The sequence below is a fragment of the Marinomonas sp. G8-14 genome (assembly GCF_055808935.1).
In genome coordinates, this window is the sequence record NZ_CM147891.1 from 2,432,768 (window position 1) to 2,446,856 (window position 14,089).

Annotated in this window: 14 protein-coding genes; 8 read left to right on the forward strand and 6 right to left on the reverse strand. The window is 43.6% G+C overall.

Annotation, left to right across the window (positions count from 1 at the left end):
- Position 1: 1 nt before the first annotated feature.
- On the forward strand, positions 2 to 1,099 hold the full coding sequence (locus AC0L6V_RS12480; protein ID WP_265218398.1) for a tRNA nucleotidyltransferase/poly(A) polymerase-related protein: 1,098 nt from the start codon (positions 2 to 4) through the stop codon (positions 1,097 to 1,099).
- A gap of 11 nt (positions 1,100 to 1,110) precedes the next feature.
- Here AC0L6V_RS12480 and folB read toward each other — a convergent pair whose 3' ends face one another.
- Together folB and tsaD are read right to left on the reverse strand one after the other, a co-directional pair.
- Entirely contained in the window at positions 1,111 to 1,476 is a 366-nt protein-coding gene (folB, locus tag AC0L6V_RS12485) for a dihydroneopterin aldolase (RefSeq protein WP_265218397.1), read from the reverse strand.
- 1 nt (position 1,477) lies between these two features.
- Positions 1,478 to 2,515, reverse strand: a complete 1,038-nt coding sequence (gene tsaD, locus AC0L6V_RS12490) for a tRNA (adenosine(37)-N6)-threonylcarbamoyltransferase complex transferase subunit TsaD (protein WP_265218396.1) — start codon at positions 2,513 to 2,515, stop codon at positions 1,478 to 1,480.
- 421 nt (positions 2,516 to 2,936) lie between these two features.
- Here tsaD and rpsU point away from each other — a divergent pair, with 421 nt between their 5' ends.
- The 7 genes from rpsU to AC0L6V_RS12525 all read left to right on the forward strand — a co-directional run bounded on the left by rpsU (position 2,937) and on the right by AC0L6V_RS12525 (position 9,484).
- Positions 2,937 to 3,152 carry a 30S ribosomal protein S21 gene (gene rpsU, locus AC0L6V_RS12495; protein ID WP_009835737.1) on the forward strand — a complete coding sequence of 72 codons (216 nt, stop codon included), beginning with the start codon at positions 2,937 to 2,939 and terminating at the stop codon, positions 3,150 to 3,152.
- A 152-nt stretch (positions 3,153 to 3,304) separates the two neighbouring features.
- A complete protein-coding gene (locus AC0L6V_RS12500; protein ID WP_265218395.1) occupies positions 3,305 to 3,751 on the forward strand; it encodes a GatB/YqeY domain-containing protein in 447 nt (148 codons plus the stop codon).
- 117 nt (positions 3,752 to 3,868) lie between these two features.
- The gene (locus AC0L6V_RS12505) at positions 3,869 to 4,507 is read left to right on the forward strand and encodes a DNA primase (protein WP_473483156.1); all 639 of its coding nucleotides are present in this window, start codon (positions 3,869 to 3,871) and stop codon (positions 4,505 to 4,507) included.
- Positions 4,431 to 5,057, forward strand: a complete 627-nt coding sequence (locus tag AC0L6V_RS12510) for a toprim domain-containing protein (RefSeq protein WP_473481688.1) — start codon at positions 4,431 to 4,433, stop codon at positions 5,055 to 5,057. The genes AC0L6V_RS12505 and AC0L6V_RS12510 overlap by 77 nt, the downstream gene beginning before the upstream one ends.
- On the forward strand, positions 5,005 to 5,757 hold the full coding sequence (locus AC0L6V_RS12515; protein WP_265218392.1) for a hypothetical protein: 753 nt from the start codon (positions 5,005 to 5,007) through the stop codon (positions 5,755 to 5,757). The genes AC0L6V_RS12510 and AC0L6V_RS12515 overlap by 53 nt, the downstream gene beginning before the upstream one ends.
- Before the next feature lie 115 nt (positions 5,758 to 5,872).
- A complete protein-coding gene (gene rpoD / locus AC0L6V_RS12520; RefSeq protein ID WP_265218391.1) occupies positions 5,873 to 7,711 on the forward strand; it encodes an RNA polymerase sigma factor RpoD in 1,839 nt (612 codons plus the stop codon).
- Positions 7,712 to 8,077: 366 nt separating this feature from the next.
- Positions 8,078 to 9,484, forward strand: coding sequence for a PhoH family protein (locus AC0L6V_RS12525; RefSeq protein ID WP_265218390.1), 1,407 nt, complete (start codon positions 8,078 to 8,080; stop codon positions 9,482 to 9,484).
- An 80-nt stretch (positions 9,485 to 9,564) separates the two neighbouring features.
- Here the strand turns inward: AC0L6V_RS12525 and AC0L6V_RS12530 are convergent, their stop codons facing one another.
- The 4 genes from AC0L6V_RS12530 to AC0L6V_RS12545 form a co-directional block, all read right to left on the reverse strand.
- Complete coding sequence (locus AC0L6V_RS12530; RefSeq protein WP_265218389.1) at positions 9,565 to 10,188, reverse strand: bifunctional 4-hydroxy-2-oxoglutarate aldolase/2-dehydro-3-deoxy-phosphogluconate aldolase; 624 nt, start codon at positions 10,186 to 10,188, stop codon at positions 9,565 to 9,567.
- Between the two features lie 22 nt (positions 10,189 to 10,210).
- Positions 10,211 to 11,686: a glucose-6-phosphate dehydrogenase gene (gene zwf / locus AC0L6V_RS12535; protein WP_418138320.1), complete on the reverse strand. Its 1,476-nt coding sequence runs from the start codon at positions 11,684 to 11,686 to the stop codon at positions 10,211 to 10,213.
- A 17-nt stretch (positions 11,687 to 11,703) separates the two neighbouring features.
- A complete protein-coding gene (gene glk, locus AC0L6V_RS12540; protein ID WP_265218388.1) occupies positions 11,704 to 12,678 on the reverse strand; it encodes a glucokinase in 975 nt (324 codons plus the stop codon).
- A gap of 103 nt (positions 12,679 to 12,781) precedes the next feature.
- Positions 12,782 to 13,846 carry a GGDEF domain-containing protein gene (locus tag AC0L6V_RS12545; RefSeq protein WP_409418601.1) on the reverse strand — a complete coding sequence of 355 codons (1,065 nt, stop codon included), beginning with the start codon at positions 13,844 to 13,846 and terminating at the stop codon, positions 12,782 to 12,784.
- Between the last annotated feature and the right edge of the window lie 243 nt (positions 13,847 to 14,089).

Below are 14,089 nucleotides of genomic sequence, written 5' to 3' on the forward strand. Positions count from 1 at the left end.
CATGACAGCCAAGTATCAAGTCTATCTCGTTGGCGGTGCTGTTAGAGACGCACTTTTAGCACTGCCAGTTATAGATCATGACTGGGTTGTCACGGGCGCCACCCCAGAGCAACTTGAGCAACAAGGCTATCAACAAGTAGGCAAACAATTCCCTGTTTTCTTGCACCCAAAAAGTAAAGAGGAATACGCCCTTGCTCGCAAAGAAAGAAAACAAGGGCAAGGCTATACAGGTTTTATTTGTGATTTTTCTCCTGATATCAGCCTCGAAGAAGATTTAGAGCGCAGAGATCTTACCATCAATGCCATAGCACAAGATAAGGATGGCGCCTTAATTGATCCCTTTCACGGGCAACAGGATTTACAAGATCGCGTATTACGTCACGTTTCAGATGCTTTTGTTGAAGACCCGCTTCGAGTATTGCGAGTTGCTCGCTTTGCCGCACGTTTCCATCACTTTGGCTTTACTATTGCCCCCGAAACTATCTTGTTAATGCAAACCATTAGCGCCTCGGGAGAGCTGGCTAGTTTAAGTGCAGAACGGGTATGGAAAGAACTAGAAAAAGCCCTTAATACCCACCATGCCAATATTTTTTTCTCGGTATTAAAGGAAGTAAACGCTCTAGATAAGCTTTTTCCTGAGTTAGTATGGGAGGAAGACCTGAACCTTACCGAGGGCCTAAGCCAAAAGGACATAACACCCGCCCAGCGCTGGGCAATGTTATGCAAAAACACGCCACTTGCAAATCTCACCCAATTACATGAGCGCATCCGCAGCCCAAATCAATTCAAAATACTGGCAGAGCAAACACGCTCATTCATAGAAAATCAACGCATACCTATGGATTCCATCGCATGGGAAAACTGGTTAGTTTGCGTTAATGCCATAAAAAAACCCCAACCTTATGTTTTACTGATTGAGGTTCTGAGCCATTTGACGAACAGCGACATTCATGACTGGCAATCATTGCGAAATACCATAGCGACCATCAATGCCGCCCCATTCATCAAACAAGGCTTAAATGGCGCAGAGCTGGGTCAAGCGTTGAAAAAAGCCCGTACAGAGGCTCTCGACAAAACCCTATCCCCTTTAATCAATTAACACATAACGTCTCAATAAGTGACCGTAGACTTTCTGTGAATTTTCACACCTACGGCTTGAGCTGCTGACACCGCTCCAGGCTTTCGTAATGTTAGCGTGATAGCGTTTAATTTAAACTGTCCGATCAATTCAGAAACCAAGTGCTCGGCCAAGGTTTCAATTAACTCAAATTGACGTTCGGCACAAAACGCTAAAATATAATTGGAGATTGCCTCGTAATCCAGTGTCTTCGCAAGATCATCCGTCTCTGCCGGAACACGATTGTCGTGCTCCATTTCCAAGTCAAACACCAAATCTTGCTGGATCTTTTTTTCCCAATCGTACACACCGATCACAGCTTGCGTTTTTAAACCCTCAATAAACACTAGGTCGGTCACATTAAGACTCCTTTAGAGGCGACAATTCTGATAAAGGCCAACGGGCGCGTATCGACAAACTAAGCGCAGAAGATTGACCATTGACCAAACGCTGAGCACCAGCATAAGCGATCATGGCACCATTATCGGTACAAAATTCTGGCCTGGCATAAAACACACTGGCTTTGATTTTTTTCAGTTGGCTTTCAAGCTGCTCACGTAATCTCTGATTCGCGCTCACGCCACCGGCGATAATCAATCGTTTCAAACCTTCTGCTTCCAGCGCTCGACGACACTTTATGACCAAGGTATCGACTACAGCGGTTTCAAACGCCAAAGCAGCATCCGCTTTGAACTGCTCATCACAGCGATCATGATCTAATGCATCATGCACCGCCGTTAAAAACGCCGTTTTCAAACCACTGAAACTGAAATCCAAACCAGGACGATCTGTCATCGGGCGCGGGAATATCAACCCAGATTCCGCATTACCACGTTTCGCTAACGCCGCAATGTATGGCCCTCCTGGATAAGGTAGGCCAATCATCTTAGCGGCTTTATCAAAAGCCTCTCCTGCCGCATCATCAAGAGATTGACCTAACAGACGGTATTCACCGATCGCATCAACACGCACCAACTGAGTGTGGCCACCCGAAACGAGCAAAGCAATAAAAGGCATCTCAGGTTGCGACTCTTCTAGCATTGGTGCTAAAAGGTGCCCTTCCATATGATGCACTCCCAAAGCTGGAATCCCTAGCGCATACGCCAAAGAATGACCAATCGTCGCGCCAGCCATCAAAGCACCAACCAAGCCAGGACCACTGGTATAAGCAATCGCATCCAGTTCCGATTTTTTTATTCCCGCAGCGTGTAATACCTCATCGATAAGCGGCAATGTTTTACGGACATGATCACGGGAAGCCAACTCAGGTACCACACCGCCATACTCTGCATGCTGTGCGATTTGAGAATAAATCTTGTGAGCCAACAACCCATTTTCGGTATCGTAAATGGCGATTCCCGTCTCATCGCAAGAGGTTTCTAATCCCAATACTTTCATTAGAGCAATCTCATCAATAAATTAAGCACATTGTACCTTATCTACCCGTTCCATTGCAGAGCAAAGAGCAACTTCCTTTACAGATCCCTCAAATGAAAATTAGACACAGCTAGGCAAAAGCATTATAATGCGCGCGTTTTAAATGTTTAAAATAAAAGGCAGGTGATTTTTCTAGCTTGGCACATAGCTTCAAATGTAAGCAAATGGCGAACCAAGCACCCTCTAAAAGAATGAATACCATTACAGACGCGATCATAGTCTGTTCAGGGTTAGGCTTTTACTAAGCCTAGAAAAATCGGTCTATTTATGACCACACTCTGTTCAACAAAAGCGCGCTTTGAAAGCCCATTAAATACGGGTATGATTCACGCCGTTTTTGTGAATACTTAAACTTTAAAAAAATATTATTAAAGGTAATAACATGCCAGCAGTAAAAGTAAAAGATAACGAACCATTTGACATCGCTCTACGTCGCTTCAAACGCTCTTGTGAAAAAGCAGGCGTTTTGGCTGAAGTTCGTCGTCGTGAATGCTACGAAAAACCAACAACGCTTCGTAAACGCGCTGCAGCTGCCGCTGTAAAACGCCACGCGAAGAAAGTTTCTCGTGAGCAAAAGAAATTCCAACGTTTGTACTAGGCCAATCTGCCGTTTGGCAATTTGCTATAAACAAATGTTTGCCTAGACGTTTCTAACTTTTAGGCTTATAAAAAACGGCTAGTTAACCAACTAGCCGTTTTTTTTGCCTATCAGCCTACTCGACAGCAATCTACCGAAAGTAAGAGGATCCCATGTCAGACCTAAAAAAACACATTTCAGACACATTAAAAGAGGCGATGCGCGCCAAAGAAAAGCAACGTGTCACTGTCATTCGCACCATCCTATCCGAATGCAAAAAGATCGAAGTAGATGAACGCATTGAACTAGATGATGCTCGTGTATTAGCCGTTCTTGACAAAATGAACAAGCAACGCAAAGACTCAAACCAACAGTTTATCGACGGCGGTCGCGAAGACCTTGCTGCGATTGAACAAGAAGAAATGGCCATCATTAGCGAGTTTTTACCAACACCATTGACCGACGATGAAGTCGGTGAGATTGTAAAAGCAGCCATTGCAGAAACGGGCGCAACTTCCATGCAACAAATGGGCGCAGTTATGGCCATTGTAAAACCACAAGTTCAAGGTCGTGCCGATATGGCACAAATCAGCAAACAAGTTAAAGCACAATTAGGCTAACATAATGGCGGGACGTATCCCTGATCAGTTTATTGACGAGCTTTTGGCTCGAACCGACCTGACCGATGTGGTTGCGTCTCGCATTAGCCTAAAAAAACCGGACAAAATTACAGTGCACTGTGCCCATTTCATAACGAAAAAAGCCCTTCCTTTAGTCTCAATCCAAACAAACAGTTCTATTATTGTTTTGGTTGCGGCGCAGGTGGTAATGCTATTTCCTTTGTCATGGAACATGACCATTTAGACTTTGTCGATGCCATTGAAGTACTGGCAAAAGACGCGGGCATGGAAGTGCCAAGAGAACAAGGTGCACCAGACAGATACGAACAAAACGCAGAATTACTTAAACGCCTATCCGAAAGCTCGCAGTTTTATCAGCAACAACTCACTCAACACCCTGACAAGAAAAAAGCCACAGACTACTTGTCGAAAGAGCGTGGACTATCTGGTCAAATCGCTAAAGTATTTGGCTTGGGCTACGCACCTGCCGGATGGGACAATCTTCTTAAGAAAGTAGGTACCCGCGCAGAGAGCCAAGAACAGCTTTTATTAGGCGGCATGCTGATTGAGAAAAAAGACCAACCGGGCCACTACTATGATCGCTTTCGCGACCGGATCATTTTTCCCATTCGCGATTCACGAGGCCGTGTGATTGCCTTTGGCGGACGAGCATTTGGCGATGAAAAACCCAAATATCTCAACTCGCCAGAGACCCCTGTTTTTCAAAAAAGCCAAGAGGCTCTACGGACTATTTGAGGCGAAGCAGAACACCCCCGTACTCGACCAAATTCTTGTGGTTGAAGGCTACATGGATGTCATAGTGTTGGCGCAACACGGCATTACCAACGCCGTTGCTACGCTAGGAACATCCGTCAATAGTCAGCACATACGCAAACTCTTTAAACTGGTTAGCAAGATAGTACTTTGCTTTGATGGCGACAAAGCTGGCCGCGCGGCTGCCATTCGAGGCTTAGAAGCCTCCTTACCGGTTATGCAAGATGAAAAACAAGTACGCTTTTTATTTTTACCTGAGGGTGAAGACCCAGACTCACTGATCAGAAAAGAAGGCAAAGACGCCTTTAATCGTCGCCTAGAAGATGCGTCTTCGTTATCACATGTACTGTTTGATCACGCCAGAAACCAGGTAACCTTAGGCGATGAAGAAGGCGAAGCACAATTCGCTCGCAACGCCATGGAAATGATTAAGCAAATCCCTAAAGAGGCTCACCTTTCGCTCAGTATTAATTCGCCAATTGAGCGATCAATCTGGTATCGACAGCGAAACACTGGGCAATACCGTTTTTAAATCTCGACGCCAGTTCACCCCAACGGAAGAGCAATCTCAGCCCCACCCAGACCATACACAACAAACACACCATTATAATGGCGACACACCAGACTTAAGCCACTACGATTACGAACCGTCGCACAACCACTATGATGATTTTCATCAGCCCGATTACACAACACCAAAAAACCAACCAACAACACAAGGTTCATTTAAAAAACCTTTTGGGAAAAAACCTTTTTCTAAAGGGAAGTTTTACAATGACGAGCCAGCACTTCCCCCAGCTGCACCTAGCCTAAGTCGGATAAAACAGGCCTCTCTATGCCTCCTACTGCATCCTCACATAGCAAAAGAGATCGACTTGCCTGACCCCGTGATAAATCAAGCCAATGATGAGCTACAAGTTTTCTGCAAAATATGGAGATATTTCACAAAACATCCTCACAAAAACACAGGACACCTATTGGGAGATTTAACAGATAAATTCGCAATATCATCCATTTACGCATTATTAAACCACAAAGATGCGATAACAAAGCTAAAAATAACCAATGCACAGCAAGAAGTACTCGATATGGTTGTGACATTAGAGAAAAATCTTGGATTAAATAGCAGCATTGCACGGTTGAAAAGCAAAGGAAACGAATCCATAAAGGACAGTAGCAGTAAGCAGGAATTACGAAATTTAATGGATTTGATTAGACAAAAAAAGTCATAAATGTTGCTTAATTTTCACTCACAAAAGAAAGGATTCGGTGGATAAAAGCGATTGATTTTGTTATAATCCGCGGCTTGCTAAACTCCCAAATGAATTTCTAACGATAGGTTGTCGAATGCCAGACACTCAACAGTCACGTCTCAAAGAGCTGATCACCAAGGGTAAAGAACAAGGTTACTTAACTTTTGCCGAAGTTAATGACCACCTCCCTGATGACCTTTCAGACCCGGAGCAAGTAGAAGAAATCATTGCCATGATCAACGACATGGGCATTACGGTTTCCGAAGTTGCACCCGATAAAGATAGCCTTCTCATGGAAGAAGGTGATGCGACCGATGAAGCCGCCGCGGAAGAAGCCGCTGCCGCTTTGGCCGCAGTAGAAGGTGATATTACTAGAACCACTGACCCAGTCCGTATGTATATGCGCGAAATGGGTACGGTCGAACTATTGACTCGTGCCGGTGAGATTGCCATCGCAAAACGTATCGAAGAAGGTACTCGCGAAGTGATGGCTGCTATCTCTTACTTCCCTGGCGCTGTAGATGTACTGCTTGACGCCTATGCGAAAGTACAGGAAGAAGAAGGCCGTCTAAGTGATATTTTTAGTGGCTTTATCGATGGCGATGGCGAAGAACCTATTTTCGAAGACTCTATTAACGATGAACCATTAATCGATGAAGATACTGTCGACAGTGACGAAGACGATGATGATTCAGAGACAAGCGAAGAAGAAACGGATAACGGTCCTGATCCTGAAGAAACAGCGTTACGTTTTAATGATATCACACGTATTTACAATGAATTAAAAGTGCTATTGGAAACACGCGACAGACAAGATCCTGACGTAAAAAATAAGCAAGAAGAGCTAAGCATTAGTTTTGCTCCTATTAAGCTTGTTCCAAAAATGTTTGATGAGCTGATTGATCGCGTACGTTCACGCATGGAAAAAATCCGTGACCAAGAACGCCTTATCATGCAAGTGTGTGTGCGCAAATCTGGCATGCCAAGAACCGAATTTTTAAAGCGTTTTCCAAGCAATGAAACCAATCCTGATTGGCTGAAAGAACAAATTGCTTCTGGTGCCGATTACGCTGCTGCACTGGAAGAGAACGAAGCTGAGTTTATGCGCAGTCAGCGTAAACTACGCGCTGTTTCTAAAGAAACAGGTTTAACAATTGCAGAACTAAAAGAAATTAACCGTCGTATTTCAATCGGTGAAACTCGTGCTCGCCGTGCGAAAAAAGAAATGGTTGAGGCCAACTTGCGTCTGGTTATTTCTATTGCGAAAAAATACACTAACCGTGGTTTACAATTCTTGGATCTTATTCAAGAAGGCAACATCGGCTTAATGAAAGCAGTGGATAAATTCGAATACCGCCGTGGCTATAAGTTCTCAACTTATGCAACTTGGTGGATTCGTCAAGCAATCACTCGCTCGATTGCTGACCAAGCTCGCACTATCCGTATTCCTGTACACATGATCGAAACGATTAATAAATTAAATCGTATCTCTCGTCAGATGCTACAAGAAATGGGACGTGAAGCAACACCTGAAGAGTTGGCAGCTCGCATGGATATGCCAGAAGACAAAATTCGCAAAGTACTGAAGATCGCTAAAGAACCGATTTCGATGGAAACACCGATCGGTGATGATGAAGACTCTCACTTAGGTGATTTCATTGAGGACGATGGTGCAGAATCCCCTATTGATATAGCAACAATAGAAGGTTTGCGCGAGTCAACCACTATGGTACTTGCTGGTTTAACAGCACGTGAGGCCAAAGTGTTGCGCATGCGTTTTGGTATCGACATGAATACAGACCATACTCTTGAAGAGGTCGGTAAGCAATTTGACGTGACGCGTGAACGTATCCGTCAAATCGAAGCCAAAGCACTACGTAAACTACGCCACCCTAGTCGCTCAGAGCACCTAAGAAGCTTCTTAGACGATTGATAAATCGAGCACAAAAAAACCGCTGCCATAAACAGCGGTTTTTTTATAACTAAAAATTGCTAAAAAAGCCTATTAGAACAAGCATAAGCAACAAAACTGTCATACACTCTAATTAGAGTATGGATAAAGACAGTGAGGTTCAACTTGCCACAAAACCATAATCGCCATCATTTCAATACAATGCTCCAGCCTTCTTTGGTGAATCAAACTGCCAATCAAACAACACTTACCAAATTACGGTTCACCCTGTTACTTTTCACTAAACCAAACACTCAATTCTTCAATTATTATCTAAGCACTAGGCGTTTCGTTCGTTTCTTCCCTATTCAAAAGCAAGCTTCATGTTCATTGCAGGAGTAATATTCTATGGAAAAAATCTACGTTCTCGACACGAATGTGCTATTGCACGATCCATTGGCAATTTATGCTTTTGCCGAACACAAAGTCGTCATTCCTATGACCGTCCTAGAAGAATTAGATGTTATCAAAGATAGGAGAGACAAAGACGTTAGTAGAGAAGCTCGAGTAGCTATCAACACCATCGACAAAATAGTGGGTGATGCCTCCCCTCGAGACCTACAAGCTGGCGTCCCCATTCGCATTATCAATAATGAAACAGATCAGGAGCAATCTAAACGCGTCGAAGGCTCTTTGGCCATCTATCCAGACCAACAAATCACCCTAACCGATAATATCCCATTTTTAAATGGCAACCATGATCACGCCAATGATAATCGCATCATCAATGTTGGCTTAAGCTTACAAGCAACACACCCTCGCTCCTCTGTTTGCCTTGTGACAAAAGACATCAACATGCGCATCAAGGCAAAAGGCTCAGGACTAGAACGAGTCGAAGACTATCGTAAAGATAAGGTTCTTGACGATCTAGATCTAATGAGTAAGGGCTATATTCAGTTTTCAGGCAGTTTTTGGTCCACCATTGAAAGCGTTAAAACAGAAGCTCATGGCCGCCACACGGTCCATGTGATTAATAAAAGCCATCTACCCAATATCTATTTCAATATGTTTGTCATTGACGATGAAGACTTCATTGGCTTTGTGGTCAACCTTGACCAAGAACACGTCTACCTACTCGATATCAATAAACAGCATCTGATGAATCAAAACTTCTGGGGCATTCTACCCCGCAATCTAGAGCAAGCCATGGCATTTTACTTATTGCGCCATGACAACTCAGATCTTATGGTAATGACAGGACCTGCTGGCTCAGGTAAAACACTATTAGCCCTAGCTTATGGACTACAAGTCACCATGGAGGAAAAACGCTTTAATAAGATTATCGTTGCTAGATCCACGCCCCCCATGGCAGAAGACATAGGTTTCTTACCAGGCACAGAAGAAGAAAAAATGGCACCATGGTTGGCAGCCTTTGACGATAACTTAGAAATTTTGCATGGTGCTGACGAACATTCTTTTAGCAGCATTGACTACGTAAAACAAAAAGCCAACATTCAATTTAAATCTTTGAACTTTATGCGTGGCCGATCGTTTAATAATGCTTTGATCATCATCGACGAAGCACAAGGACTAACACAATTCCAACTCAAATCCATCGTGACGCGAGTCGGCAGCAACTCAAAAATTATCGTGCTAGGCAATTTGGCACAAATTGATAACAAGTACATCACCCCACTAACCTCAGGATTAACTTACCTAGTGGAGAAAACAAAATCCTTTAAATACGCCAGCATCATGCACGTCAATGGTATAGAAAGAAGCCGACTTGCCGAATTTGCTGAAGAGAATTTATGAGTTTTTAGGTCGAAAAAAGGGGAAGAGCAAATGCTCTTCCCCTTTTCATATTGCTACCAGCGCATTAAATCACTCAGAACCTAAGCAACGGATTTCGCCAACTCGGTAATCTCATCCCACTTACCGGCACGCACTAAATCAGTTGGTACAATCCAAGAACCACCCACACATAGCACATTTGGTAAAGCTAGATATTCACGGAAGTTATCCGCACCAATACCACCCGTCGGGCAAAACTTAATCTGTGGCAATGGACCACCAAATGCTTTCAGCGCTTTCACCCCACCATTCACTTCAGCAGGGAAGAATTTAAAACGGTCATAGCCGTATTCCATACCAAGCAAAATATCAGAGATAGTCGCTACGGCTGGTAAGTAAGGTACATCGTACTCTTTACCCACCGCCAATAGATCTGGCGTCATCCCTGGGCTAATAATAAACTGAGAGCCAGCTTCAATGGCTTGAATATATTGTGCACGTGAACAAACTGTCCCTGCTCCAACAATCGCCTCTGGTACTTCCTTACGAAGTGCCGTAATAGCCTCTAGGGCAGCAGGCGTACGCAAGGTTACTTCTAAAACAGGCACGCCACCGGCAACAAGGGCCTTACCCAATGCAACCGCTTGCTCAACACTATCAACAACGATGACAGGAACAACAGAAGTGGCTGTCATTACCTGTTCAGCGGTATATGAAGTAGTCATTTTATTTTCCTTTTATTAAGACTTAATAATCATGCCAATTACGGCCGTCTTTGATCGGCAATGCCATCGAGGCTGCAGGCCCCCAAGAGCCGGAAGCGTATTCTTTTGGACGCTCACTGGTTTGGTTCCATGCAGACATAATACCGTCCACCCATTTCCAAGCCGCCTCTACTTCATCGTAGCGCATAAACAAAGTCGCATCGTTGCGCATAACATCAAGCAATAATCGCTCGTAAGCTTCCGGACTACGCTTATCATTAAAAGCTTCAGTCAAACTCAAGTTCAAATCAACAGGCTGAAGAAGCATGCCCTCACTCACGCCTGGAACCTTATTCATTACAGTTAAAGAGATTTTCTCTTCTGGCTGAAGACGAATGATCAACTGGTTACGTTGCAATTGACGGTTGCTTTCGTCACTAAAGATACTATGTGGCACCGCTTTGTATTGAATAACAATTTCAGAATAACGCTGACCTAAGCGTTTACCCGTTCTAAGATAAAAAGGCACGCCAGCCCAACGCCAGTTATCAATATCCGCACGCAAAGCAACAAAGGTTTCTGTTCGAGAGTCAGGATTACTGCCTTCTTCATCGAAATACCCTTTTACCTCTTTGCCTTTGATCATACCCTTCGCATATTGACCACGAACGGTCTTGGTATAAGCATTTGCTCCAGCAATAGGACGCAATGCTTTCAATACCTTGATTTTTTCATCGCGCACGGAGTCAGCGTCCATTCGACCTGGTGGCTCCATCGCAACCAAGCACAATAGCTGGATCAGGTGATTTTGCACCATATCACGCATAGCCCTGGCATTATCGTAATAACCCCAACGCCCTTCTACACCCACCGTTTCAGAAACGGTAATCTGCACATTATCAATATGCGCACTATCCCATAAAGGTTCAAACAGAGTGTTACCAAAACGTATCGCTAATAAGTTTTGCACTGTCTCTTTGCCAAGATAGTGATCGATACGGAAGGCCTGCTGCTCATTGAAGTTCTTCATTACTTCATCGTTAATTGCACGAGAAGATGCCAAATCTCGACCAAGCGGCTTTTCTAGAACAACACGCATACGCTCTGCATTCAAACCGTGGGCCGCTAACGAAGAACAAATCGAACCAAATAAATCTGGTGACGTTGCAAGGTAAAAAACAACATCACGATTATCACCACCCACTTGGTGATCATTTAATCGTGAAAAATCCGACGCTTCTTGTGCATCGACTGACACATAACTCAAACGCTCTTTAAAACGCGGCCATGTTTTTTCATCACCAACACTGGAAGGCACAAACTCATCAAGCGCGGCTCGAATTTTTGTCTGGTATTCCGCTGTACTTACTTCTCGTCTCGAAGCACCAATAATACGTGTCGTTGGAGCAAGCAAACCATCCATATCCAAATGGTACAAAGCAGGCAATAACTTACGCATTGCAAGATCACCACCGCCACCGAAAATTACAACATCACAGGCTTTTAAACTGGCCTTCATATTCTTTCTCCAACTATTTAGGCTTTCGACACAAGATGAGACGCATAACAAGCACATCCCATCAGCCCTGGGTATTCAGACATTACGACAAACGTCGGAATAGGTGAGACAAATTCTTTCATGCGCCCCTTATCTTGCATTGCGTCACGAAAACCACTTTTCAGGATTTCATTAACATAACGTGGCACAATCCCCCCTGCAATATAAACACCACCACGGGACTCAACCGATAGGACAAGATCACCAATCACTCGCCCAAGAAACACAAAGAACTGTTCTAGTGCAGCTTTGGCTATAGGGTCGTTACCTTCCTTTAAGGCATCACCAATTTCAGGTGCTGTTAAACGTTTTTCAATCCCTTGTCGCTGCGCCATAGCCTCGTATATATTTTCAAGACCCATTCCCGATAGCACACGCTCCGCCGACACGCGTTTATGACGAGTGCGTAAGAATTTCAAAATATCGTCTTCGAGGTCATTACAAGCAGACAAATCCACATGTCCACCCTCCCCAGGCAACACCATATTAGGGCCGTTGTCTTGAGGTACAACACAAGAAATACCTAACCCAGTTCCCGCTCCTACTACCCAGCATGGTGCTTTTGGATCCACTGTGGCGTTTTCACCCAACACCACCATATCGCTTTTAGGTAAAACCTCTAAGCTGTAACCCACAGCATCAAAGTCATTGAGCAAGGCAACGGGTTTATCGTCACCAAAATAAGATTGCACTTCGGCACGAGTAAAATGCCAAGGATTGTTAGAAAAGCGTATAACCGCTTGATTGACAGGACCTGCAATGGCAAGAACGACAGCGTCAATATTTTCCATATCAACACTACAATGCTCTATATAATCGGCCGCAGCGTCGAAAAAATTGGCATAATTCTTACAAGGGAGCACTCTAATTTCAAGAGGCTCATACTGATGGATAGGAACCAAAGCAAAACGTGCATTCGTTCCACCAAGATCGGCGATTAAAGCATGGGACATAGACGAACCCTATTTAATTTTTTTGAAATTTTACAACAAAATTGAGGGGAAAAATACCGCAACCCTGAAAAAACAGTCGCCAGAATGTAATAAAATTACAATTCTACCTGAGTCTGTTTAAAAATTTAAATACCTTAGTCGGCACTAATCTTTTACGGTTATTTTTATAATCATAAAGACGCTCATCCGCTATTTTTAGCAGGTGCTTGTAGTTATTTGGCCTATCAGACATTACACTGGCGCCACCATAACTGATCGTAATCGGCACAAGATTCGATTTATACCTTAATGGATTAGATTGAAGGTATTCCTGAATGGATTCAGCAACCATAATGGATTGCTCATAACTTTTACCCGGCATCACAAACACAAATTCATCGCCAGCAAAACGAAACGCCAACCCTTGCTTATGAACATATTTTAACAACCGCTTGGCAATGTATTCTAACACCTCATCGCCACAATTATGTCCCAAGGTATCATTGATCGACTTAAAAGCATCGCAATCGATAAATACAACCGTCAGATCACGCTCTTGTAACTTAGACCGAGCAAACTCACGCTCCAACATCAACTCAAGCTGCCGACGATTTAATAGGCCGGTTAACGGATCCCGAGTAGCTAAATACTCAAGCTTCTCTCTTGCTGTCACGTTACTGAGACAGATTGAAATTTTGATGGCAAGCTGGTCAAGTAAAAAAGTGTCTTTGGTCATCGCATCATAACGAGTGCTGTCCGAGTCGGCCTGACAAAACAGACCAACTAACTCACCGTCAATCGTCAGCGGAGAAATTGCCACAGAAGAAATAATATCACGATAAACAGTCGGAATGATCTCCCAACAACGACTCAGATTTGTATTTACTAATACCGTTTTATTACTGGCTTTAATAATATCAATCATAGATCGACGTCTAGTAAACAATACCCGATCACGTAAATCAGGCATTTTCTCTAGGCTTTCTATGAGATGGGACAAGGGCGCTTCATTGATTAAGTTCACCCATACATAGGGCACATTAAATTGCTTTTGCACTTCTTTTGTTAAGGTAGAAACAAACTGGTCACAACGACCAATCGAAAGAATACAGCGCTCTATCTCAAAGAACTTGCGTGCAATTTCTTCATTGCGTCTAACATTGTCGATCAGTTCGTTAATATCATGCATGCATTATGCCCCACCGCACCAACAGTAAGCGGCCCACTTCTCTGAATAGAAAGCAGCAGATCCTAAAACATTATTGATCTGCAATGCATTATAGTACGATGCTTACACAATTTGAGCTATACGTTGAAGAAAATTTGCCATCTCAACAGCATAAAAAACCCCAATTAACCATCAGCCAAAGAAAAACGCTTCGTTATTCTAATTAATTCTTTGTTTTCTTAAGAAAAATCACTCCGTGCCGAT